This window comes from Variovorax trehalosi (assembly GCF_051216415.1).
Taxonomy (GTDB): Bacteria; Pseudomonadota; Gammaproteobacteria; order Burkholderiales; family Burkholderiaceae_C; genus Variovorax.
Map to the genome: position 1 here is coordinate 188,315 of NZ_JBPJZG010000001.1, position 23,965 is coordinate 212,279.

Annotated in this window: 19 protein-coding genes; 9 read left to right on the forward strand and 10 right to left on the reverse strand. The window is 67.3% G+C overall.

Annotated elements, in window-relative coordinates:
- Position 1 precedes the first annotated feature (1 nt).
- Genes gudD through ACSFA7_RS00925 form a run of 3 tightly spaced genes read left to right on the forward strand, consistent with a single transcriptional unit; the run spans position 2 to position 3,997 of the window.
- Positions 2–1,360 (forward strand): glucarate dehydratase, encoded by a 1,359-nt coding sequence (gudD, locus tag ACSFA7_RS00915; RefSeq protein ID WP_435497656.1) that lies wholly within the window; start codon positions 2–4, stop codon positions 1,358–1,360.
- 49 nt (positions 1,361–1,409) lie between these two features.
- Positions 1,410–2,507: an SMP-30/gluconolactonase/LRE family protein gene (locus ACSFA7_RS00920; protein WP_435497657.1), complete on the forward strand. Its 1,098-nt coding sequence runs from the start codon at positions 1,410–1,412 to the stop codon at positions 2,505–2,507.
- A gap of 53 nt (positions 2,508–2,560) precedes the next feature.
- Positions 2,561–3,997 carry an aldehyde dehydrogenase family protein gene (locus tag ACSFA7_RS00925; RefSeq protein ID WP_435497658.1) on the forward strand — a complete coding sequence of 479 codons (1,437 nt, stop codon included), beginning with the start codon at positions 2,561–2,563 and terminating at the stop codon, positions 3,995–3,997.
- 3 nt (positions 3,998–4,000) lie between these two features.
- Here the strand turns inward: ACSFA7_RS00925 and ACSFA7_RS00930 are convergent, their stop codons facing one another.
- Positions 4,001–5,551 carry an ABC transporter permease/substrate-binding protein gene (locus ACSFA7_RS00930; RefSeq protein ID WP_435497659.1) on the reverse strand — a complete coding sequence of 517 codons (1,551 nt, stop codon included), beginning with the start codon at positions 5,549–5,551 and terminating at the stop codon, positions 4,001–4,003.
- Between the two features lie 111 nt (positions 5,552–5,662).
- On the opposite strand from ACSFA7_RS00930, the gene ACSFA7_RS00935 reads away from it, so the two are divergent.
- Positions 5,663–6,751 (forward strand): ROK family protein, encoded by a 1,089-nt coding sequence (locus tag ACSFA7_RS00935; protein WP_435497660.1) that lies wholly within the window; start codon positions 5,663–5,665, stop codon positions 6,749–6,751.
- A gap of 9 nt (positions 6,752–6,760) precedes the next feature.
- Here ACSFA7_RS00935 and ACSFA7_RS00940 read toward each other — a convergent pair whose 3' ends face one another.
- The 6 genes from ACSFA7_RS00940 to ACSFA7_RS00965 all read right to left on the reverse strand — a co-directional run bounded on the left by ACSFA7_RS00940 (position 6,761) and on the right by ACSFA7_RS00965 (position 15,509).
- Entirely contained in the window at positions 6,761–8,515 is a 1,755-nt protein-coding gene (locus tag ACSFA7_RS00940; RefSeq protein ID WP_435497661.1) for an Ig-like domain-containing protein, read from the reverse strand.
- A gap of 343 nt (positions 8,516–8,858) precedes the next feature.
- Positions 8,859–10,409, reverse strand: a complete 1,551-nt coding sequence (locus ACSFA7_RS00945) for an efflux transporter outer membrane subunit (protein ID WP_435497662.1) — start codon at positions 10,407–10,409, stop codon at positions 8,859–8,861.
- Between the two features lie 15 nt (positions 10,410–10,424).
- Positions 10,425–11,552: an ABC transporter permease gene (locus tag ACSFA7_RS00950; RefSeq protein ID WP_435497663.1), complete on the reverse strand. Its 1,128-nt coding sequence runs from the start codon at positions 11,550–11,552 to the stop codon at positions 10,425–10,427.
- A gap of 11 nt (positions 11,553–11,563) precedes the next feature.
- Positions 11,564–12,700 carry an ABC transporter permease gene (locus tag ACSFA7_RS00955; protein ID WP_435497664.1) on the reverse strand — a complete coding sequence of 379 codons (1,137 nt, stop codon included), beginning with the start codon at positions 12,698–12,700 and terminating at the stop codon, positions 11,564–11,566.
- On the reverse strand, positions 12,697–14,496 hold the full coding sequence (locus ACSFA7_RS00960) for an ATP-binding cassette domain-containing protein (protein WP_435497665.1): 1,800 nt from the start codon (positions 14,494–14,496) through the stop codon (positions 12,697–12,699). Before ACSFA7_RS00960 ends, ACSFA7_RS00955 begins: the two co-directional genes overlap by 4 nt.
- Entirely contained in the window at positions 14,496–15,509 is a 1,014-nt protein-coding gene (locus ACSFA7_RS00965) for an HlyD family secretion protein (protein ID WP_435497666.1), read from the reverse strand. The genes ACSFA7_RS00960 and ACSFA7_RS00965 overlap by 1 nt, the downstream gene beginning before the upstream one ends.
- A 101-nt stretch (positions 15,510–15,610) precedes the next feature.
- Between ACSFA7_RS00965 and ACSFA7_RS00970 the strand changes: the two genes are divergently transcribed.
- Complete coding sequence (locus ACSFA7_RS00970) at positions 15,611–16,309, forward strand: TetR/AcrR family transcriptional regulator (RefSeq protein WP_435497667.1); 699 nt, start codon at positions 15,611–15,613, stop codon at positions 16,307–16,309.
- On the opposite strand, the gene ACSFA7_RS00975 is transcribed toward ACSFA7_RS00970, so the two are convergent.
- From ACSFA7_RS00975 to ACSFA7_RS00985, 3 genes are read right to left on the reverse strand one after another with little or no spacing between them, the layout of a single operon-like run.
- The gene (locus ACSFA7_RS00975; protein ID WP_435497668.1) at positions 16,287–17,666 is read right to left on the reverse strand and encodes a phospholipase D-like domain-containing protein; all 1,380 of its coding nucleotides are present in this window, start codon (positions 17,664–17,666) and stop codon (positions 16,287–16,289) included. The genes ACSFA7_RS00970 and ACSFA7_RS00975 overlap by 23 nt on opposite strands.
- A gap of 34 nt (positions 17,667–17,700) precedes the next feature.
- Complete coding sequence (locus tag ACSFA7_RS00980; RefSeq protein WP_435497669.1) at positions 17,701–18,375, reverse strand: glutathione S-transferase family protein; 675 nt, start codon at positions 18,373–18,375, stop codon at positions 17,701–17,703.
- A gap of 27 nt (positions 18,376–18,402) precedes the next feature.
- Positions 18,403–19,524 (reverse strand): 5-methyltetrahydropteroyltriglutamate--homocysteine S-methyltransferase, encoded by a 1,122-nt coding sequence (locus ACSFA7_RS00985; protein WP_435497670.1) that lies wholly within the window; start codon positions 19,522–19,524, stop codon positions 18,403–18,405.
- A 148-nt stretch (positions 19,525–19,672) separates the two neighbouring features.
- On the opposite strand from ACSFA7_RS00985, the gene ACSFA7_RS00990 reads away from it, so the two are divergent.
- From ACSFA7_RS00990 to ACSFA7_RS01005, 4 genes are all read left to right on the forward strand, one after another.
- Positions 19,673–20,782, forward strand: coding sequence for an aromatic ring-hydroxylating dioxygenase subunit alpha (locus ACSFA7_RS00990; protein ID WP_435497671.1), 1,110 nt, complete (start codon positions 19,673–19,675; stop codon positions 20,780–20,782).
- On the forward strand, positions 20,779–21,552 hold the full coding sequence (locus tag ACSFA7_RS00995) for a GntR family transcriptional regulator (protein WP_435497672.1): 774 nt from the start codon (positions 20,779–20,781) through the stop codon (positions 21,550–21,552). Before ACSFA7_RS00990 ends, ACSFA7_RS00995 begins: the two co-directional genes overlap by 4 nt.
- Positions 21,553–21,586: 34 nt before the next feature.
- Positions 21,587–22,573 (forward strand): PDR/VanB family oxidoreductase, encoded by a 987-nt coding sequence (locus ACSFA7_RS01000; RefSeq protein ID WP_435497673.1) that lies wholly within the window; start codon positions 21,587–21,589, stop codon positions 22,571–22,573.
- 152 nt (positions 22,574–22,725) lie between these two features.
- The gene (locus ACSFA7_RS01005; RefSeq protein WP_435497674.1) at positions 22,726–23,913 is read left to right on the forward strand and encodes an ABC transporter substrate-binding protein; all 1,188 of its coding nucleotides are present in this window, start codon (positions 22,726–22,728) and stop codon (positions 23,911–23,913) included.
- Positions 23,914–23,965: the final 52 nt, after the last annotated feature.

Genomic DNA, 23,965 nt, shown 5'->3' on the forward strand with positions numbered 1-23,965 from the left:
GATGACAAGTCCTGAATCCGTTTCCAACGTCGTGTCGGGCACGCCCGTCGTCACCGGCATGCGCGTGGTCCCCGTCGCGGGCCACGACAGCATGCTGATGAACCTGAGCGGCGCGCACGGCCCGTTCTTCACCCGCAACCTCTTGATCCTGACCGACAGCGCCGGCCATACCGGCGTGGGCGAAGTGCCGGGCGGCGAGAAGATCCGCCAGACGCTCGAGGACGCACGCGACCTCATCGTGGGTCAGCCCATCGGCCGCCACAACGCGGTGCTCAACAGCCTGCGCAGCGCCTTCGCCGGCCGCGACAGCGGGGGGCGCGGCCAGCAGACCTTCGACCTGCGCGTGACCATCCATGCGGTCACCGCCGTCGAGGCCGCGCTGCTCGACCTGCTGGGCCAGTTCCTCGAAGTGCCCGTTGCGGCCCTGCTCGGCGAAGGCCAGCAGCGTGATGCGGTGCAGATGCTCGGCTACCTCTTCTACGTGGGCGACCGCACGAAGACCGACCTGCCGTACGAGACCGACCCCGGTGCGGACAACGACTGGTTCCGCCTTCGCCACGAAGAGGCGATGACGCCCGAGGCCATCGTGCGCCTGGCTGAGGCCACGCACGCGCGCTACGGCTTCACCGACTTCAAGCTCAAGGGCGGCGTGCTGCGCGGCGAAGAAGAAGTCGAAGCGATCCGCGCGCTGCACGAGCGCTTTCCGAAGGCACGCGTCACGCTCGACCCCAACGGCGGCTGGCTGCTGGCCGACGCGATCCGCATCTGCCGCGACCTGCACGGCGTGATGGCCTATGCCGAAGACCCGTGCGGCGCCGAAGGCGTGTTCTCGGGCCGCGAGGTGATGGCCGAGTTCCGCCGCGCCACGGGCTTGCCCACCGCCACCAACATGGTTGCCACCGACTGGCGCGAGATGGTGCACAGCCTCTCGCTGCAGTCGGTCGACATTCCGCTGGCCGACCCGCATTTCTGGACGATGCAGGGTTCCGTGCGCGTGGCGCAGCTGTGCCAGGCCTGGGGCCTCACCTGGGGCTCGCATTCGAACAACCACTTCGACGTGTCGCTCGCGATGTTCACGCACGTGGCCGCGGCCGCACCCGGCAAGGTCACGGCCATCGACACGCACTGGATCTGGCAGGACGGCCAGCGCCTGACGAAGTCGCCGCTGCAGATCGAAGAGGGCTTCGTGAAAGTGCCGACGCGCGGTGGCCTGGGCATCGAGCTCGACATGGCCGAAGTCGAGAAGGCACACCAGCTGTACCTGAAGCACGGCCTGGGCGCGCGCAACGATGCGCAAGCCATGCAATACCTGATTCCCAACTGGACCTTCGACAACAAGCGGCCCTGCATGGTCCGCTGAGTGCCCGGCGCCTTGGCGCGCCGGCGGCTTCGACACCCAAGGAGACAGCATGAACAACCACATGGATCGCCGTCGCCTGCTCCAGGCGGCTGCCGGCTCGGCACTCGGCGCAGTGGCTGCCGCCGCAGGCGCCCAATCGTTCCCCTACAAGCCGCAGCAGCGCTACCCCGACCCGGCAGTGCTGATCCTCGACCCGAGCTTCGCCAAATACCGCCTCTACAGCAGCACGCTCGAGCAGGTCGGCACGGGCATGCGCTGGGCCGAAGGCCCGGTGTACATGCCGCGCGAGGGCTGGCTGATCTGCAGCGACATCCCGAACAACCGGCTGATGCGCTACGAGGAAAAGACCGGCGAGTTCAAGGTCCACAAGTCGAACGTGAACCACTGCAACGGCAACACGCGCGACAGGCAGGGGCGCTTGATCAGTTGCGAGCATTCGGTGACGCGGCGGGTGGTGCGCACCGAGCATGACGGGCGCATGACCGTGCTGGCCGACCGCTTCCAGGGCAAGCGGCTGAATTCGCCGAACGACGTGGTCGTGAAGTCGGACGACACCGTCTGGTTCACCGATCCGCTCTTCGGCATCTCGGGCACCTGGGAAGGCGAGAGGGCCGCGCCCGAGCAGGCCACGACCAACGTGTACCGCCTCACGCCCGATGGCCAGCTCTCCGCGGTGATCACCGACCTGGTGAACCCGAACGGCCTGGCCTTCTCGCCGGACGAGAAGAAGCTCTACGTCATCGAATGGAAGGGCACGCCCAATCGCAGCCTCTGGAGCTACGACGTGGCGGCCGACGGCAGCGTGTCGAACAAGGCCAAGCTGATCGACGGCGTGGGCGCTGCCGCGCTCGACGGCTTTCGCGTCGACCGCGACGGCAACCTCTGGATGGGCTGGGGCTGGAACGGCGCGCTGGCCGCCGAGCCCACCGATGCCGGCAACGGCATGAAGGTCTATCAGCCGCTTGCGAAGTCCGAAGACCTGGATGGGGTCAAGATCTTCAACTCGCAAGGCAAGCCCATCGGTTTCATCCGCCTGCCCGAACGCTGCGCTAACCTCACGTTCGGCGGCCCCAAGAACAATCGCCTCTACATGGCGGCCAGCCATTCGCTGTACGCCCTCTACGTGGAGTCCGAAGGCGCCACCTAGCCTTTGGACTCTTCAAACCCCATCACCGCAACAGGCAAAGAAGGACATCGACGATGACTGAATTCAACAACCTCATCAATGGCGAATGGCTCGCTGGCAAGAGCTACAGCCCCAACGTCAACCCCAGCAACCTGGCCGACGTGCTGGGCCAGTACACGCAGGGCGACGCGGCGCATGTCGATGCCGCCGTGGCAGCCGCCACCGCAGCCTTCCCCGCATGGGCCACGGGCAGCATCCAGGCGCGTTCGGATGCGCTCGACAAGATCGGCACCGAAATCCTTGCGCGCAAGGAAGAACTCGGCACGCTGCTCGCACGCGAAGAAGGCAAGACCAAGGCCGAAGGCATCGGCGAGGCCACGCGTGCGGGCCAGATCTTCAAGTTCTTCGCGGGTGAATGCCTGCGGCTTTCGGGCGAGCTGCTGCCTTCGGTGCGTCCGAACATCGGCGTGGAAATCACGCGCGAGCCGGTCGGCGTGGTCGGCCTCATCACGCCGTGGAACTTCCCGATTGCCATTCCCGCATGGAAGATCGCGCCTGCGCTCGCGTTCGGCAACTGCGTGGTGTTGAAGCCCGCGGACCTCGTGCCGGGCAGCGCCTGGGCGCTCTCCGAAATCATCAGCCGCTCGGGTATTCCGGCCGGCGTGTTCAACCTCGTGATGGGCCGCGGCAGCGTGATCGGCGAGGCGCTGGTCAACCACCCCGGCATCCATGCGATCAGCTTCACCGGCTCGGTGGGCGTGGGCCGCAACATCGCGATCCAGTGCGTCACCAACCACAAGAAGGTGCAGCTCGAAATGGGCGGCAAGAACCCGCAGGTGGTGCTGGATGACGCGGACCTCGCGCAGGCCGTGGAACTCAGCGTGCAGAGCGCGTTCTACTCGACCGGCCAGCGCTGCACCGCATCGAGCCGCCTCATCGTGACCGAAGGCATCTACCCGAAGTTCATCGAGGCGATGAAGGCGCGCATGGCCAAGATCAAGGTCGGCGACGCGCTCGCACAGGGCACCGACGTGGGCCCGGTCTCCTCGAAGTCGCAGCTCAACCAGGACATGGAATACATCGCCATCGGCAAGGGCGAAGGCGCCACGCTGGCAGCCGGCGGCGAGCTGCTGAAGCTGGAGACCGACGGTTACTACATGTCGCCCGCGCTGTTCAGCGAATCGGCCGCGACGATGCGCATCAACAAGGAAGAAATCTTCGGCCCGGTCGCGAGCGTGATCCGCGTGAAGAACTACGAGGAAGCGCTGGCCACGGCGAACGACACCGAGTTCGGTCTTTCGGCCGGCATCGCCACGACCTCGCTGAAGTACGCGACGCACTTCAAGCGTCACAGCCAGGCCGGCATGGTGATGGTCAACCTGCCGACGGCGGGTGTGGATTACCACGTGCCGTTCGGCGGCCGCAAGGGCTCGAGCTACGGCCCGCGCGAGCAGGGCAAGTACGCGCAGGAGTTCTTCACCACGGTGAAGACGGCCTACACGTTGGCCTGATCTTCAAGCCGGCGGCAGCGAACTGGGCGGTGCGCGCCGGCGGCGGCGCATCGTCCATTCGATCAGCTCGAAGATCCCTTCGCTGATCAGCGCCATCGCCGCGGCCGGCAACGCGCCGGCCAGCAGCAGCTCGCGGTCGTTCAAGGCCAGGCCCGTCACGATGCGTTCGCCGAATCCGCCCGCACCGATGAACGCCGCAATCGTCGCCGTGCCGATGGCAATCGCGGTGGCCGTTCGCACCCCCGCCAGCAGCGTCGGCAGCGCCAGCGGCAACAGCACGAGCTGCAGGCTCTGCGGCGGCGTCATGCCGAGCGCAGTGCCCGCAAGCCGCAGGCCGTTCGGCACTTCGGCCAGGCCCGTCACCGTGTTGCGCATGATCGGCAGCAGCGAGTAGAGCGTGAGCGCGATCAGCGCGGGCAGCGCACCGATCGCGCCGAGCATCGAGATCAGCACCGCCAGCAGCGCCAGCGACGGCACGGTCTGCATCAGGCTCGCGATGCCGAGCACCACGGCGCGCAGTCGCACATGCGAGAACACGAGGATCGCGATCGGCACGCCGATCAGGATCGCGATGCCCACCGACAGCGCCACCAGCAGCAGGTGCTGGCGCGCGAGCTTCCAGAGGTCGGGGCCGAAGAGCTTGGCGGTGAAGCCGCGCCGGGCTTCCTGCGAGGGCGCCGTGCCCGTCTTGCTGGTGCTGGCGATGAAGTCGCGCGCAATCACGTCGAAGGGCACGCTCTGCAGTTCGGCACGCGCATTCATCGCGATCATCGCGTGCTCGTCGATCTTGCCCTCGAGCGTTTGCAGCGCTGCCCAGGCCTTGGGCAGGCGCGTCGGCAGGTCGAGCTTGTAGAGCACCACCGCGTCGTAGCGCGGAAAGAACTTCCTGTCGTCTTCGAGCACGCGCAGGCCCAGGTGGTCGATCTTCGCGTCGGTGGTGTAGATGTCGATCGCATCGATCTGCTTGGCCGCCACCGCCTCGTAAGCGAGGCCATGGTCCAGGCCGGTGGGCGTCTGCGTGAAGCCGTAGCGCGCGGCCAGCCCCTTCCAGCCATCGGCGCGGCCGAGAAATTCGTTCGAGAGGCCGAGCTTGAGTTCGGGGTGCTTGGCAAGATCGCTCAGCGTACGAAGCCCGAGCCGCTCCGCATCGGCCGCGCGCACGGCCAGCGCATAGCCGTCGTTGAAGCCGAGCGGAATCGCCACGCCCAGCCCCATCGGCGCGAGCGAAGCGTTCATCGCCTCGCGCGTGTCCGCGGGCGAGCCCTTGAGGATTTCCAGCGCGATGGTGCCGGTGTACTCGGCATAGAGATCAATGGCGCCCGAGCGCAGCGCTTCATAGACGATGGCGGTGTTGCCCAGGCCCTGCCGCACGACGGGCGGCGATGCGGTGTGCGGCGCGGCCGTCTGCGCGAGCAGCTCGGCGAGGATGTACGACTCGGTGAAACGCTTGGAGCCGACGCGCAGTGCGTCGTCCGCGGCCTGCGCGGGGGCTGCGGCAAGCCAGGCCATCGAGACCAACAGGGCGGCGCGCCAGAGGCTGCGGAGCAGGTGCATCCGGGCCAGTGTATAGACAACGCTTCGCTTGGCGTACCCGCCAATCTCCTACACGGCATGGTGCGCGGAGCCGATGCAAGCGGGCGGTGATGAGGCTCATAGTCAATCGCCATGAAGTCCAAGCCCTCGAAGAAGAAATCCTCTCCCGCCCCCAAGAATGGTTTGCCCGGCCCCGAAGTCCACGGCCTGCGAGAACTCCCGGGCCTGCAGGTAGACGGCTACAGCCTGCAGTTGCGCGACAAGGACGGCTTTGTCGGCGACCAGGCCAGCCAGACCGCCTTCAGGGAATTGCTCGAACGCTGGCGCAAGCGCCGTCGCAAGGAGGGCCGCGATCCGCTGGGCCTCTCGCATTCGCGCAACCTCAGCAAGAAGGAACTCGACCACGCGTTGCAGGCGAAGCGAACGGCAGAAGCCGCCGACTTGATGCATGGCGCCATCGAGGAATTCGCCGAGGAGCTGGCCTACGTGATCCAGCGTTTCACCCGCCAGCCCTCGTGGCAGAAGGTGCAACGCATCGTGATCGGCGGCGGCTTTCCCGAAAGCGACGTGGGCGAGCGGGCCGTCCTGCAGGCCGGCGCCATCCTCGAGGAGATGGGCGTGCACGTGCAGCTGGGCAGGCTCTCGCACAACGTGGACGACGGCGGCCTGATCGGCTGGGTGCACCTCACGCCGCCGGAGATGCTCAAGGGGCACGATGCCATCCTCGCGGTGGACATCGGCGGCACCAACATCCGCTGCGGCATCGTCAAGACGCGCCACCGCAAGGCGCGCGACTTCTCGCTCGCGAAGGTGGTGCGGCGCGTGAAATGGCGCCATGCCGACGACGGACCGAATCGCGGCAGCATCGTCGAGCACATCGCCGAGATGCTGGAAGACATGGTGCGCTACAGCGAGCGCAAGAAGATCCGGCTCGCGCCTTTCATCGGGATCGGTTGCCCCGGGCTGATCCGCCAGGACGGCTCCATCTCGCGCGGTGCCCAGAATCTGCCGGGCGACTGGGAGAGCCATGCCTTCCACCTGCCGAGTGAAGTGTGGCGCCGCATGCCGATGATCGGCTCGGGGCCGACGCTGGTGCTGATGCACAACGACGCGGTGGTGCAGGGCCTGAGCGAGCTGCCCTTCATGCGCGAGGTGAAGCACTGGGGCGTACTGACCATCGGCACGGGGCTCGGCAACGCGAGCTTCACGAACTTGCCCTGAGCGGACGGGCTACAGGTCTTCGGGCCGCAAGCCTTCGATGCTCACCTGGGCCGAAGCGCTGGCGACATTGCCCGCCGCATCGGCAGCGCGCACCTCGATGTTCGCGGCACCGGTCTTCGCAGGCGTCCATGCGCAGACGTAGGGTGCGGCGCGCAGCGTGCACACGGTCTTGCCGTCGACGATGAACTTCAGCTCCGAAACGCCGACGTTGTCCGATGCCGTGGCCGTGAGCCGCATCGCCATGCCGGCCGCAGCCGCAGACGGCGTGGCCAATGCAACCGTCGGCACCAAGGCATCCGCCGGCGGATTGACGATCACATTCGCGAAGGCGACGGCCGAGTTGCCAGCCATATCGAGCGCGATCACGCGGATGGTTTGCGTGCCCGCCGTCGTCGGCGTCCATGTGCAGGTGTATGGCGGCGCGGTGAAGGTGCAGATCGGGAGGCTGTTCGCACCGACCACCTTGACGCCGAAAATGCCGACGTTGTCGACAGCTACGGGTGCAAGCGTTGTCGGCTGACCTACCGTGGCCATGGCCGGCGCGGCCAGCGAAACCGTCGGCTTGTAGGCATCGGGAACGCCCAGCGACAGGTCGATCGTGAAAGCCGACTGGCCCTGCACCGCCTTCTGCTCGAATGCATCGAAGATGGTGAACCAGGTTGCGTCCGGCGCACGGCCCGGCGCCTGTGCCTTCACGAGCAGGTTGGTCTTGCCGACCGCGAAGCAGCTGAAGCCGCAGCGCCAGTCGAACGTGAAGAGGCCGTTGGCATCGACAGCGCCTTGCGCGAGCGGCTCCAACGGCTTCTGCGCACCCGGGTCGCGCCACACCGAGACCTGCGCGCCGGCGAGTGCAGTACCGGTCTCGCGATCCGTCACGCGCACCTGCGTGGCGTTGGTCGTGGCCATGTACTTCGAGCTGCCGAGCTTAGGCCAGTCGCTCCAGTCGGTGTTGATGTTGGCCTTGGTGCCTTCGGTGAAGCGGATCATCTCCAGCGTGGCAACGCGGTTGGCGGCGGGATCGAAGCGCTCTTCGAACACGGTCCCCAGCAACGGATCGAGGCGCCACTGCTGGCGCTGCCACCAGTAGCGGTCGGTGAGCTTTGCAAGTTCGAGGTCGGTCTTGGGCGCCACCTCGGTGGTGTCGGTCACGGCGATGGCGCTGTAGTACTCGCCGGAGCCCGCGCCGAACACGTGCTCCAGCTCGTGCAGCAGCGTTTTGAGCTGGCGGCCCAGGTAATCCTTTTCGGTGGATTCGGGCACGGCCCCGGTGATGGCGCGCGACAGGCGCAGCGGGTCGTGGATCGCGGTCCAGTTGAGATTCCAGGTCACGCCCTTGGGCGGGAAGGTGGTGCTCGTGGTCAGCCCGCCGTGGCTGAAGCCACGCTGCGACTTCGAGATGCACAGCACGATCTCTCGCTCGGCCACGCCGTTGAAGCCGCACTGCGGTGCTGAGCCCGGCGAGACGAACTGCAGGTCCTTCGCCGGATCGAACACGAAGCTGCGCACGGTCTCGCGCATGAACACGGTGTTGATGTCGGCAACGTACTGCGCGAGGCGGCGGCCTGCTTCGGGCGCGCCGATGTCGGCGGCGAGTTGCGGATCGACGAAGAGCTTCAGCCGATGGATGCTCGGCGTTGCGCGGCCGACTTCGTCCATGGCCGCCCAGGTGGCGGAACTGAAAGAAGGCAGCAGCCATGCAAAAGCAAAAGGCATGGCTGCGCCCAGCCGGCGCGCACGCGCCAGCAGCGAATAAACGGATCGCATCGATTTCTTCCCCTTGGCTCAGGGGAACCCGGCAGTGATCAAAGGGAAATCGCTTCATGCAATCGGATGGACCCGAACTGCAAGAAGCACCATCTTCCCGCCCATGACCACCTTTGCCGGTCACGCTCCTGCATCGCATCGAGTTCGCCGAGGGCGATACGTCCTGAAGGGCGCCGATGCTTCTGAAGTGCGGGGACTGGTTGCGAATTTACGGAGTGAAGAGCGGACCGCTCATTCCCGAACACGAAACTGCGATAACCAGGAAGGCCTCGATTTTAAATTTCGACCCTGTAGGAATGGGTCTTTCCCGCGTGTCGTCGGTGCCTATTATTTAGGCACTAAATCACGGGGTGGAGGACGGATTGCGCTGGGCCATCACATCGCTGTGTGGCGTGCCGCCAGCCAGTGCCTTGTAGACCGTGACCAAGTTCACGGACAGGCGGCTCGTGCTCTGTGCGTGGTCGCGGCGGGCCTGCAAGAGGGCTCGGCGCGCGTCGAGTTCGAAGCCGAAATCGGTGAGCCCAATGGCATACCGCGCATGCGCCAGCACGAGTGCATCGCGGCTTTGGCGCTCGCGCTCGATGAGTTCGGCATGGCGCTGGCGCTCGGCGCTGTAGGCGTTGAGCGCGGCGTCGATCTCGTGCCAGGCCTTGAGCACCGTTTGCTGGAAGGCCACCGCCGCCTCCTGCTGCTGCAACTCGCGCAGATCGATCGTGCTGCGGCGGCGGCCGTTGTCGAAGATCGGCAGGCTGAGCGATGGGCCGACATGCCATTGCCGGCTGCCCCAATCGCCGAAGCGATTGCTCCCCACCGACTCGTAGCCGAAGCCCGCGCCCAGCGTGATGCGCGGATAGAGATCGGCCACGGCCACGCCGACGCGCGCGGTGGCGGCATGCAGCTGCGCCTCGGCCGCGGCGATGTCGGGGCGGCGGCGCGCGAGGTCGGCGGGGAGCCCGAGCGCGAGGTCGGGCAGCAGTGGCGCATCGCCCACGCTGTCGGTGGCGGCATGGGCCAGTTCGGCGTTCAGCGCGCCGGGCGGCGCCCCGATCAGCAGCGTGATGCGGTTCATCGCATCGGCTTCCTGCTGCAGCAGCGAGGGAATGCGCGCGCGCAGCTCGGCCAGCAGGGTGCGCTGGCGCACCGGGTCGAGGTCGGTGACGAGCCCGCCATCGGCGCGCGCCTGCACGAGTTCGAGCGACTCGGCGGCGGCCGCGATGTCGGCGCGCGCAATGCGCAGTTCGCGCTGCGTGCCGCGCAGTTCGAAGTAGTTGCGCGCGAGCTCGGCCTGCACGCTGAGTTCGACCTGTTGCAGCATCGCGGCTGCAGCCGCTGTATCGGCGTCGGCCGCTTCCACCGCACGTCGCACGCGGCCCCAGAGGTCGATTTCCCACGAGGCATCGAAGCCGGCCTGGTAAAGGTTGTAGGGCTCGCTGAGCGTGCGGATCAACTGGTCCTTGTTGGTGACCGAGGAGCCCAGCGCATCGATCATCCGCGTGGCCGCGCCGCTCTCGCTTTGCCGTTGCCGCGTGACGCCCGCGCTGGCGTTGACCTGCGGGCCGCGCTGGGCCGCCGTGGTGGCACGCTGCACGCGGCTCTGTGCGAAGCGCAATGCGGCGGTCTGCAGGTCGGGGTTGGCGGTGAGCACCATCGCTTGCAGCCGGTCGAGCATGGGGTCGTTGAAGGCCTTCCAGTCGCCGGTCGTGAGGGATGCCGTGGCCGTGGTGCGGCGTTCGGCGCCGAGCAACGCGGACGAGCCGCCGTGCCAAGCCGACCAGTCGGCGGGCGCACGTGGCTCCGAGGGCTTGTGATCGGGACCCACGGCGCAACCACCGACGAGAAGTGCCAGTGCAGCAGCGGTCACTGCGTTGCACGTGAAATGGAGAGTGAGAGGCATGAGGTACTCCCGTGTTCAGACAAGACGATTGCGAAAGAGCCACGCCGCCAGCGGCAGCGTGACGACCGCGATGATCGAGAGCGGAATCAGGTTGTGCCACACCGTGCCCAGCCCCACGCCCTCGAGGTACACGCGCTGCACCAGGTCGATGGCGAAGCGCAGCGGATTGGCCAGGGTGATCACCTGCAGCACGTGCGGCATGTTGCGCACCGGCGTGGTCAGGCCCGACAGCAGCATCATCGGCATCAGCAGCACGAAGGTGTAGAGCATGGCCTGCTGCATGTTGGCCGATACCGCCGAGATCGAGAGGCCGATGCCCACGCTCGCGACCGTGAAGAAGATGAGCCCGGTGTAGAGCGTGATCAGCGAGCCCGCCATCGGAATGCCGAACCAGAACATCGCCACCAGCAGGATCAGCGACGACTGCACGAGCCCGACCAGCACCGGCGGCAGCGCCTTGCCGATCATGATTTCGAGCGGCGACATCGGCGTGACCAGCAACTGGTCGAAGGTGCTTTGCTCGCGCTCGCGCGCCACCGAGAGCGCAGTGAGCAGCAGCGTCTGTAGCATGCTGAGTGCGGCGATCATGCCGGGCAAGAGGTTCCAGCGCGTCTCCAGGTTCGGGTTGAACCAGGCGCGCGATTCGATGACCAGCGGCGCGGGGGGCGCGCCCGCGCGCGTACGCAGCTCGGCGTTGTAGCGCTCGACCACCGCGCCCACGTAGCCGGCCGCCGAGCCCGCGGTGTTGGAGTTGCGCGCATCCAGGATCAGCTGGATGGGCGCGGGCTGCCCCGCGCTGAGCTGCCGCTCGAAGTCCGGCGCGATCTGGATCACGAGCAGCGCGCGCTCGGTGTCGATCACCTCGCGGATGTCGGCCTGCGTGCGCAGCGTGGCCACGCGGTGGAACACGCCCGTGCTGTCCAGGTGCGCGATGAGTTCCGTCGCCGCACCGGTGCGGCTCTGGTCGAGCAGTGCATAGGGCACGTTGGTGAGGTCATAGGTCGCGCCGTAGCCGAAGACCAGGCTCTGGACCAGCGCTGGCGCGATCAGGATGACGCGCGTGGCCGGGTCCTTGAGGATGGTCAGCAACTCCTTGCGGCAGAGGTTGGCAACGCGGGCGAAGAAGTCGATCAGGGCGGTCATGGATGCGGCTTTCAGTCGAGGCTCTTGCGCGTTACCGCGCGGGCCACGATCAGCAGGCCCACCGCGTACGCCAGCAGGATCAGGCAGTTGCGCCAGATCAGCGGCCAGACGTCGCCCGCGAGGAACAGCGTCTTGATCAGGTCCATGAAGTAGGTGGCCGGCAGCACGTGGCCGATGACGCGCACGGCAGTCGGCACGTTGCGCAGGTCGAACAAAAAGCCCGACAGCATCATCGAGGGCATGAAGGTCGCGATCAGCGCGATCTGGCTCGCAAGGAACTGGTTGCGCGTGACCGACGAGATCACGAGGCCCAGGCTCACCGCCACGATCAGGTAGAGCATCGAGCTGAACACCACCACGAACAGCGAGCCGTACATCGGCACCGCGAACAGGAAGCGTGCGGCCAGGAGGCAGAGCGCCAGGCCCAGCATGCCGACGCCGAAGTACGGAATGATCTTGGCCAGCAGTATCTCGACCGGCCGCACCGGCGTGACGAACAGCGCCTCGAGCGTGCCGCGCTCCCACTCGCGCGCCATCACCAGCGCGGTGAGGAAGGCGCCCACCAGCGTCATGATCAGCACGATCAGCCCCGGCACGAGGTACCAGGTGCTGGTGTTCGCGGCGTTGAACCACATGCGCTGCTCGACGGTGACGCTGCCCACGGGCGGCGCGTCTGCGCCAGAGGTGCTGCCGAGGCGATCGGCCTGCCGCACGGCGGTCTGGGCGAGGGCACCGCTCACGTAGGCCTGGATGATGGTCGCGCGGCCCGCGTCGGCGCCGTGCACGATCAGCTGCACGCGCGCATTGCCCGCGGCCAGCGCGCGCGAGAAGTCGCTCGGAATGCGCACGATGCCGTCGACCTTGCGCTCGCGCATCAACTCTTCGGCGTCATGCATCGAGCCGAGCAACACCGGCGCGATGGTGGGCGAGAGCTGCAGGCCGGCAATGGCCTCGTGCGCGGTCGGTGAGGCGTCTTCCATCACCACGGCCACCGGCGCGTTCTTCACGTCGAGCGACATGCCGTAGCCGAAGATCAGGATCAGCACCATCGGCAGCAGGATGCCGATCGCGAGGTTGCTGCGGTCGCGCAGCAGCTGGCGGAATTCCTTGCGGGTGAGGGAGATCAACCGTGACCAGAAGCCGCTCATGCGCCAGCTCCTTCCGGTTGCTTCACCGCAGCTTCCTTGCTCTTGCGCCGCGCCTTCTCGACGATGCCGATGAAGGCCTGCTCCATGTCGATGCGCTTGCCTCTGTCTTCGCCCTCGAGTGCCTGTGCGCGCACTTCCTGCGGCGTGCCGATGGCGAGCACCTTGCCGGCGTCCTGGATCACGATGCGGTCGCAGTACTCCGCCTCTTCCATGAAGTGCGTGGTGATGACGATGGTGGTGCCGCCTTCGGCCAGCGCGGTGATGCGGCGCCAGAACTCGCGGCGCGCGAGCGGGTCGGCGCCGCTCGTGGGTTCATCGAGGAACAGGATCTCGGGCTCATGCAAGAGGCCGGTGGCCATCGCCAGGCGCTGCCGGTAGCCGCCGGGCAACTGGCCGCTGGGCGTGTCGAGCTCGCGTTCGAGGTCGAACTGGTGCAGCACGGTCTCCATGCGGTCGCGCAGCCGCTGCCCGCGCAGGCCGTAGGCGCCGCCGAAGAACGAGAGGTTTTCGCGCACCGTGAGGTTGCCGTAGAGCGCGAACTTCTGCGAGACGTAGCCGATGCGCTGGCGGGCCTGCGCACGCGCATGGCGCAGGTCGACGCCGGCCACGCGCAACTGGCCGCCGCTCGCGGGCAGGAGGCCGCAGAGCATGCGGAAGGTGGTGGTCTTGCCCGCGCCGTTGGGGCCGAGCAGGCCGAAGATCTCGCCGCGCCGCACCGAGAAGCTGGTGCTCGCGACGGCGACGAAATCGCCGAAGCGGCGCACGAGGTCTTTCACTTCGATGACGACTTCGTTGGGGTCGCCCTTGGCGGAGCTGGTGGTCGCGACTGCAGTGGTGCCCGGTGCGGATGCCTGCTGCGTGCGCAGCAGCGTCATGAAGCCGTCTTCGAGCCGTGGCGGCACCGGTTCCGCGTGCGTGCCGGCCAGCAGCGTGGCCAGCGCCGCATCGTCTGTGTCCTTGCGACGGATGAAGTGCACCTCGCCGCCTTGCGGCACGGCATCGACGATGTCCTGCTGCGCATCGAGCAGGCGGGCCTGCATCAGGCGGGGTGGCTCGCCCTCCGGCGGCGCGGCGATGAAGCACAGGCCCTGCGCGTGGTCGCGAATCTCGGCGGGCGTTCCCTCGGCCAGCAGCTTGCCCTCGCGCAGCACGAACACATGGCTGCAGCGCTCGGCCTCGTCGAGGTAGGCGGTGCTCACGATGACGGAGAGCTTCTCGTCGTCCACCAGCTGCTGCACGATCTGCCAGAGCTCACGCCGCGAGAGCGGATCGACGCCGACGGTGGGTTCGTCGAGCAACAGCAGGTCGGGCGAGCGCACCAGCGTGCAGGCCAGGCCCAGCTTCTGCTTCATGCCGCCGGAAAGCTTGCCCGCGGGGCGGTCGGTGAAGCGGCCGAGGTCGGTCATCTCCATCAGCCGGGCGTAGCGCTCGCGGCGCTTGTCCTTCGACACGCCATGCAGATCGGCGTAGAGATCGAGGTTCTCCTGCACGCTCAGGTCGTCGTAGAGGCCGAAGCGCTGCGGCATGTAGCTGATGCGGTCCTGCACCGCCTGAGGGTCGGCCAAGACGTCGATGCCGAGCACGCGCAGCTCGCCTTCGTCGGCGCGCATGAGGCCTGCCATCAGGCGCAGGAGCGTGGTCTTGCCGGCACCGTCCGGACCGACGAGTGCGGTGAGCGTGCCCGCAGGGACTTCGAGCGACACGCCGGCCAGCGCATGCACGGGCTGCTTCGACGACTTGAGCGTGAAGCGCTTGTGCAGGGAGCGTCCGGCCACGGCCGGCCCGTGGGTGGCCATCAGGACTTGCCGTTGGCGTCGGAGAACTGCAGCCGCACGGTGGCCGGCATGCCCAGGCGCAGGCGGTCCTGCTTGTCGTCGACCATCACGCGGATCTCGTAGACGAGGCTGCTGCGCAACTCTTCCGTCTGCACGGTCTTGGGTGTGAACTCCGCCACCGACGCGATGTAGCCGACCTTGCCGGCGATGGCCTCGCCGGGCTGGCTGTCGGTGGTCACGCGGGCGGCCTGGCCCGGCTTCACGCGGCCGAGGTCGGCCTCGGCCACATAGGCGCGCACCCACTTGGGATCGGTGATCGCGAGCGTGAAGGCCGGGCGCTGCGGCGAGGCCATGTCGCCGGGTTCGAGCAGGCGCGCGCGCACCACGGCATCGATGGGCGCCTTCAGCTCTGCTTCGGCAAGCTGGTGGTTCATGAGCGCCAGGTCGGCGCGCGCGGATTCGAGCTGGGCCTGCGCTTGCGCGATGTCTTCCTTGCGCGGGCCGGTGACGACGAGCTGCTGCGCCTTGCGCGCGTTGTCGAGCTGCGCGAGAGCGACCTTGCGCCTGGCCTGCGCGCTGTCGAGGTCCTGCTGGCTCACCGCGCGGCCGGCGGTGGTCTGGCTGATGCCCTGCAGGCGCGCGAGCTGCTGCTGTGCGAGGTCGGCATCGGCCTGCGCGGCGGCCACCTGCGCGCCGGCCTGCGCCACTTCTTCGGGGCGGCTGCCCGTCTTCAGGCGCAGCAGGGCCTGCTCCTGCACCCCGATGCGCGCCTGCGATTGCGCCACACGCAGCACGAGCGTGCGGGTGTCGAGCTTGCCGAGCAGTTGCCCGGCCCGAACGTGGTCGCCTTCGCGCACCGCGAGTTCGGCCACGCGGTCGTTGGCGTTGAAGGCGAGCGAGACCTGGCGCACATCGACGTTGCCGTAGAGCACGAGCTGGTCGGTGGGCGTGGCCGAGCGGTTGAAGTACCACCAGCCGCCCGCGACGGCGACCAATGCAACGACGGCCACGGCGATGAGGGGTTTCTTGTTCATGGGTCGGGTTCCTGCCAGTTTCCAGAACGGGATGCGGCCGGATGATATCAAATTGAAATTTGAATTTGAAGTATTTTTTCAATTCGATTACCCTTGACCCCATGGCCACCAGCTCTTCCACTTCCACCGCGCGCACGCAGCGCACCGATGGCAACGCCACGCGCTTGCACATCCTCGAGACCGCGGGCCAGCTGTTCGCCGAGCGTGGTTTCGCCGAGAGCACGAGCAAGGAAATCTGCACCCGCGCGGGCACCAACATGGCCGCGATCAACTACCACTTCAACGGCCGCGACGGGCTCTACGAGGCCGTACTGATCGAGGCGCACCGCCAGCTCGTGAGCATCGACGAGCTGGTCAGCCTGGCCAGCGTGCAGACCGATCCACGCCTGAAGCTGCGCGCCTTTCTTACCCACATGGTCGAGCTGGGCAGCCAGCCCACAGCGCCCTGGGGATTTCGCGTGGTGCTGCGCGAAGCCCTGTCGCCGTCGCCGGCGATGCCCGTGATGATCAAGCGGGCGGTGCTGCCCAAGGCCAAGCTGCTGCGCGGGCTGATCGGCGAGATCATGGCGTTGCCCGACGACCATCCCACGGTACAGCGCGCGCTGATGTTCACCGTGCTGCCATGCATCGTGATGATGGTGGCGCCCAAGGACCTGGGCAACAAGGTGCTGCCGGCGATCAAGGACACGGAGGCGCTCGCGGACGACCTGATGCGCTACGTGTTCGCCGGCATCGAGGCCCTGATGAAAGGCGCGAAAGCCTCCGCGCCGGCGGCCTCTAAAGCTGGAAAGCGACGGTGAGCAGCAGCCCCTCGGCCACGTCACGTACGAGGCCCGGGCGCCGCGCGCGATAGGGCTCGCCGGCCGAGGCCGTGGTGTCGATCCACTCGGCGAGCCAGTCGATCTCGTGCGGGCCGTAGAACACCACGGCGGCCTCGTGGTTCAGCAGCAGGCTGCGCAGATCGAGATTGATCGAGCCGCACATCGCGAGCTCGTGGTCGACCACCACCGCCTTGGCGTGCGCCATGAAGGGCAGCATGCGAAAGCTCACGCCCGCGCGCGCCAAGTCGCGCATGGCGCGCGCGCGCACGAAGTCGGCCAGGCGGTGGTTCGACTGCGCGGGCATCGCGATCGTCACCTGCACGCCGCGCCGCGCCGCGAGCCGCAGCGCATCGCGCAGGCCGTCGCCGGGCACGAAGTAGGGCGTGATCGCGAGGATGCGGTGCTCGGCGCGGAAGCACGCGTCGATGAGGAGCGCGTGCGCGGTGTCCTCGGTCTGGTCGGGGCCGCTCGGCAGGAACTGGGCCATGGCGGTGCCGGGCCCTTGCGGCGCTTCTTCGCAGGTGATGGCGCGCGCCTTGCGCGAGCGCACCGAGCTCCAGTCGTGATCGAACTGGCGGGCCGCGGCGGCCGCCACGCTGCCGTGCAGGTCAAAGGAGAGATCGCGCCAGGCTTCGGGGTGCTTGTCGTTGCCGGTGAAATATTCGCCCGCGAGGTTGCGCCCGCCCGACCAGAGCCAGCTGTCGTCGGCGATGGTGAACTTGCGGTGGTTGCGCAGGTTGCGCGGCCCGGTGCGGCGCAGGCTGAAGAAGGGGCGGAACACCGCCACCTCGCCACCCGCCGCGCGCAGCAGGTCGAAGTGATGGCGCGGCAGCGACAGCGCGCCGAAGCCGTCGAGCAGCACGCGCACCTTGATGCCTTCGCGCGCGCGCTGTGCGAGCCGCGCGAGCACCGCGTGGCCGAGCGGGTCGTCGCCGATGATGAAGGTGCACACGTCGATGCGCTCGCGCGCACCGTCGATCACCTCGAACAGCGCGAGCCGCGCGTGCTCGCCGTCGGCATGCAGACGGATGGCGCAGCGCCCCGGCGGCGCGAGGCCGAAGCTCTCGATCAGGTCGGCCGCCCAGTGCCCGGGCGGCATCGAGCGCGGCGGCCGCGGGGAGCCTGCCGGGCGCAGCTTGCGCTGGCCGAACAGCAGGTACATCGGAAGGATCAGGTAGGGCATCAGCACCAGCCCCATGACCCACGCGATCGCCGTGGTGGGCGCGCGCTGCTCGCGACGCGCGCGCGTGCTCAGTACGTAGACAAGCAGCGCAAAAGTGACGACGAGGAAATGCTGCGAGGGAGAAGGCAGCCAGTCGAACCCTGTATTCGGCATGGGCACCATGATGCCTCAGCGGGCTGGGACCCGATCAGCGCTGCAGGAAGGCCGGCACGCCTCGGCCTTCGGAGGCGAGGAATTTCATCATCGGGTCGACCACCGCATGCACCGCGGGCCGGTCGCGCACGCGGTTGCGCCAGGCGATGAGGCGCGGCGTCGCATCGGTCATGCCGGCGCCCTTGCGGTCGGCGAAGACGTGGGCCATGTAGAAGGCGATGTCCGCGAAGGAGTAGGGGCCCGCAAGGTACTCGCGCGTGGCCAGCAGGCCTTCCATCTCGTCGTAGAAGCGCGCGCAGGCGGCGCATGCCGCAACCGCCGGGGCGCTCTGCATGTCGTGCTGCAGCCCGAAGAGCTTGATGACGTTCGGAAAGAACACCTCGTCGGCCTTCTGCTCCAGCTGCCGCGCCCGTGCCCGGTCGGCAATGCCTTCGGGCCACAGGGCTGGGGTCGGATAGCGGTCTTCGAGGTACTCGAAGATCTGCGTCGAATCGAAGAGTTCGACCTCGCCGTCCATCAGCACCGGCACCTGCTGCTTGACGGGGTTGATGCGCAGCACGTCCGGGTGCTTGGGCTCGTAGGCGTCGTCCTTGGTGAACGGCACCATCGTGAGCTCGAAGGGAATGTCTTTTTCGAGCGCGGCGATCTGCACCTTCGCGCCGAACATGCTGAGGGGGCCTGAGAGGATTTTTGTGATGGTCGTCGTCATGCCCCCGACTTCACCAGAAACCGCGCCTCAGGTCGAGCCCCAGACCTCCTGCGCCGTCTCGACCACCAGGCGCAACTTGTTGCGCTGCGCTTCCACCGCGATGTTGTTGCCGTGCACCGTGCTGGAGAAGCCGCACTGCGGCGAGAGCGCGAGCTGCTCGAGCGGCGCGTACTTGGCGGCGTCCTCGATGCGGCGCTTGAGCTCGTCCTTGTCTTCCATCTCGCCGAACTTGGTGGTCACCAGGCCCAGCACCACCGTCTTGCCCTTGGGCAGGTAGCGCAGCGGCTTGAAGTCGCCCGAGCGGGCGTCGTCGTATTCCATGAAGTAGGCGTCCAGGTCCATCTCCTTCAACAGCGCCTCGGCCACGGGCTCGTAGTTGCCGGCCGCGGCGTGCGTGCTCTTGAAGTTGCCGCGGCACAGGTGCATGGCCAGCAGCATGCCCGGCGGCTTCTGCGCGACCACCTTGTTGATGAATGCGGCATAGCGATGGGGCAGCTCGTTCGGGTCGTCGCCGCGCTTGCGGGCGGCTTCGCGCATGTGCTCGTCGCAGAGGTAGGCGAGGTTGGTGTCGTCCATCTGCACGTAGGTGCAGCCGGCCGCGGCCAGCGAGCGCAGCTCGTCGCCGTAGGCCTTGGCCACGTCGTCGTAGAACACCGGGTCGAGCTCGGGATACGCGTCCTTGCTGATGCCGGCGCGGCCGCCGCGGAAGTGCAGCATGGTGGGCGAAGGGATGGTCACCTTTGGCGTGCGGCCCGCGGAGACCTGGCTCTTGAGGTACTGGAAGTCGGCGAGCTGGATGTCCTTGATGTGGCGCACCTTGTCGATCACGCGCATCGCGGGCGGCGCCAGTTCCTCGGTGCCGTCGGGCTTGCGGATGGTGACCGGAATGTCGGTCTTCACGCCACCGAGCTGGTCGAGGAAGTCGATGTGGAAATACGTGCGGCGGAATTCGCCGTCGGTGATGCTTTTCAGGCCGATGTCTTCCTGGAAGCGGACGATCTCGGTGATGGCCTTGTCTTCGACCGTGCGCAGTTGCTTGGGCGTGATCTCGCCCTTGGCTTTCTGTTCACGCGCTTCGAGCAGGTATTTGGGGCGCAGGAAACTGCCGACGTGGTCGTAGCGTGCGGGCAGGGCGGCGTGCTGGGACATGGGGTGAACTCCGTCGTGGGCTGATAACGAACGGAGCATCCTATCGCCTTCGAAAGCGGCTTGTTTGTATACGTTGATGTCGGTATTTACCCTTAATTTAGGCGTTTTTAGGTAGATATTTCCTGATTTATGTATACATTGGGTATTCATGAAAACGCCCAAGACCGCCTTTCCACTGAACGCTTGGTACGCCGCCGCCTACGATGTCGAAGTGCGCCACGCGCTGTTGCCCCGCACGATCTGCAACCAGAAGGTGGTGCTGTTCCGCCGCACTGACGGGCAGGTCGCCGTGCTCGAAGACGCCTGCTGGCACCGCCTCATGCCGCTCTCGCTCGGCCGCCTCGAAGGCGACGAACTGGTCTGCGGCTACCACGGCCTCGTCTACAACAGCCAGGGCCGCTGCACCCACATGCCGAGCCAGGAAACGCTCAACCCTTCGGCCTGTGTGCGCAGCTTTCCCGTGGTCGAGAAGCACCGCTTCGTCTGGATCTGGCCCGGCGATCCGGCCAAGGCCGACCCGGCATTGGTGCCCAACATGCACTGGAACGACGACCCCGCCTGGGCCGGCGACGGCAAGATGATCCGCGTCAATTGCGACTACCGGCTCGTGGTCGACAACCTCATGGACCTCACGCACGAAACCTTCGTGCACGGCTCGTCGATCGGCAACCGCGAAGTGGCCGAGGCGCCTTTCGTCGCTACGCACGGCGACCGCTCGGCGACCGTCACGCGCTGGATGGAAGGCATCGATGCACCGCCGTTCTGGGGCGGCCAGATCCGTCATGCACGCGGCTACACGGGCAAGGTCGATCGCTGGCAGATCATTCGTTTCGAGGGGCCGTGCACGGTGAACATCGACGTCGGCGTGGCCGAGGCGGGCAGCGGCGCGGTGCCGAATGGCGACAACCCCGGCGACCGCAGCAAGGGCGTCAACGGTTACGTGCTCAACACCATCACGCCCGAGACCGACAAGACGTGTCTCTACTTCTGGGCCTTCGCACGCAACTACTGCATCGGCGAGCAGCGCCTCACGCACGAGTTGCGCGAGGGCGTGGCCGGCATCTTCCGCGAAGACGAACTCGTGCTCGAAGCCCAGCAGAAGGCGATGGACGACCACCCCGACCACCAGTTCTACAACCTCAACATCGACGCCGGCTCGATGTGGGCGCGGCGGTTGATCGATCGCATGGTCGAGAAGGAAAAGCCCGCGCGCGCAGCGATCCCGATCCGGCCCGCAGAAGAAAAGCAGGCGGCATGAAGGCCGCAGTGGTTTCCCCCATCGAGCCCGGCGACACGGGCAGCTCGCAAGCCGTGAAGGCGCAGTTGCGGCTGCGCGAAATGATCCTCGCGGGCGAGCTGCCTGGCGGCGCGCGCATCGCCGAGGTCGCCATCTCCGAGCAACTTGGCGTCTCGCGCACCCCGGTGCGCAGCGCGCTGATGCGACTCGAACAGGAAGGCCTGCTCGAAGCGCTGCCCAACGGCGGCTATGCGGTGCGCACGTTTTCCGAGCGCGACGTGGCCGATGCCATCGAGCTGCGCGGCACGCTCGAAGGGCTGGTCGCCCGGCTCGCGGCCGAGCGTGGCGCGGCGCCCGTGGTGCTGCGCGAAGCGCGCGCCTGCCTTGCACGCATCGATGAGTTGCTGCGCGAGCCCGCGCTCGACGACGCGGCGTTCTCCCGCTACGTCACGCACAACGAGAAATTCCATGCGCTGCTGTGCGAGATGGCCGGCAGCCCGGTCATCGCACAGCAACTCGAACGCGTGGTCAACCTGCCGTTCGCCTCGCCCTCGGGCTTCGTCATCGTGCAGGCCAATTCGCCGGCCGCACGCGACATGCTCGTGATCGCGCAGGACCAGCACCTGCAGGTGCTCGACGCCATCGAGTCCGGCGAGGGCTCGCGCGCCGAGGCGCTGATGCGCGAACACAGCCGCATCGCGCGGCGCAACCTGCGCGAGGCGCTGCACGGCACGCCGACCGCCGAGCAGCGCCCGCTGCCCGGCGTGCAGCTGATCCGCCGCCGCGGCTGATCGACTTCTTCTTTTTCCCTGTTGGTGTTTCCCGATGAAAAGCGATCTTCAATGGATGCAGGCGCAGGTCGCTGCGCTGCGCGATGTCACCCCCACGGTGCGCGAGTTCGAACTGCGGCCCGAGTCGGGCTTTGCCGCCTCGTATGAGCCCGGCGCCCACCTGCAAGTGCAGGTGATGACGGCGCAGGGCAAGCTGCAGACGCGCTCCTACTCGCTGGTCGGCGAGGGCGACGGCCAGTGCTGGCGCATCGCGGTCAAGCGGCTGGACGACGGCCGCGGCGGCTCGCTCGCCATGTGGCAACTCGCACCCGGCGACCGGCTGCAGGTGAGTGCGCCGCAGAACCACTTTGCGCTCGACCTTTCCGCGCCCGGCTACCTGCTGGTGGCGGGCGGTATCGGCATCACGCCGCTGGTGCTGATGGCGCAGCGCCTCGGTGCCCATGCGAAGCGCAGCGGCGTGCCGGTGAAGATGCTCTATGGCGCCCGCCATGCCGGCGAGTTCGGCTACCTCGCGCATCTGCAGGAGGCATTGGGCGAGGGCGTCGTCGCGCACGAGGGCGCGGCCCCCATCGACTTCGCCGCCGCCATCGCCGAGCTGCCGCCCGGCGGCCAGCTCTACACCTGCGGCCCGGTGCCGATGCTCGAAGCCGTCAAGCGCGCCTGGGAGGCGGCCGGCCGTGCTCCTGCGGACCTGCGCTTCGAGACCTTCGGCAGCAGCGGCCGCCTCGCGACGCAGGCCTTCACGGTGCGCATCCCCCGGCACGACCTGGCGATCACGGTGCCCGCCGACTGCACGCTGCTCGAAGCACTCGACGCGGCCGGCGTGCAGACGCTCTGGGACTGCAAGCGCGGCGAATGCGGCCTCTGCGCCATGGACGTGCTCGCGGTCGATGGCGAAGTCGATCATCGCGACGTGTTCCTGAGCGCCGACGAGAAAGCGGCCACCACCCGCATCTGCGCCTGTGTGTCACGCGCCGTGGGTACGCTCACACTCGATTCCGCTTACCGCGCCGACAGCTGAAGAAGGCTTGCGCGATCATCGCGCAGTTCATTTGTTGATCGCGCAACAAAGGTCCGCGCGAGGGGCCGGCTAGGTGATTGCCTGCTCCGCCGAATGTTGCAAAGTGTTGAAAATAGCCCCGGTTTCGCATTCCGTCCCTCAAGGAAAACCTCATGCAAAGACGCCATCTCATTCAGACCGCGGGCCTCTCGGCGATCGCGCTCTCCGCCGCGCTCGCGGCGCCCTTCGCCAGCGCCCAGGACAACAACAAGTTCAAGATCGGCCTGATCCTTCCGATGACCGGCCAGTCGGCCTCCACCGGCCGTCAGATCGAAGCCGCGGCGCGCCTGTACATGGCGCAGAACGGCGACACCGTGGCTGGCAAGAAGGTCGAGCTGATCGTCAAGGACGACACGGGCCTGCCCGACGTGACCAAGCGCCTCGCGCAGGAACTGGTGGTGAACGACAAGGTCAACGTGCTGGCCGGTTTTGGCCTCACGCCGCTGGCGCTGGCCGTGGCGCCGATCGCCACCCAGTCGAAGACGCCTGAAGTGGTGATGGCCGCGGCCACGTCGAGCATCACCGAAGCCTCGCCCTACATCATTCGCTCGAGCTTCACGCTGCCCCAGGTGTCGGTCGCCATGGGCGACTGGGCGCCGAAGAACGGCGTGAAGACCGTGGTGACGCTCGTGGCCGACTACGGCCCCGGCAACGACGCAGAGAAGTTCTTCAGCGAGCGCTTCCAGCTCAACGGCGGCAAGGTGATCGAAAAACTCCGCGTGCCGCTGCGCAACCCCGACTTCGCGCCGTTCCTGCAGAAGGTGCGCGATGCCAAGCCCGATGCGCTGTTCGTCTTCGTGCCCTCGGGCGCGGGCGCGGCGGTGATGAAGCAGTTCCTGGAACGCGGCATGGACAAGGCCGGCATCCGCATGATCGCCACCGGCGACGTGACCGATGACGACCAACTGAACGACATGGGCGACGGCGCGCTCGGCGTGGTCACCTCGCACCACTATTCGGCCGCGCACCCCTCGGCCGCGAACAAGAAGTTCGTCGAGGCCTTCCAGAAGGCCAACCCGAAGATGCGCCCCAACTTCATGGCCGTCGGCGGCTATGACGGCATGCGCGTGATCTACGAAGCGCTCAAGACCACCAAGGGCCAGGGCGGCGGCGAAGCGCTGCTGGCGGCCATGAAGGGCCAGGTCTTCGAGAGCCCGCGCGGCCAGGTGCTGATCGATGCGCAGACGCGCGACATCGTGCAGGACGTGTACCTGCGCAAGGTCGAGAAGAAGGACGGGCAGCTCTACAACGTCGAGTTCGACGTGATCAAGGGCGTGAAGGACCCGGGCAAGGCGAAGTAATTCGGCGCCTCGCGGTGGGGCGTTGCCGTTCAGGGCGACGCTCCCGCCGACG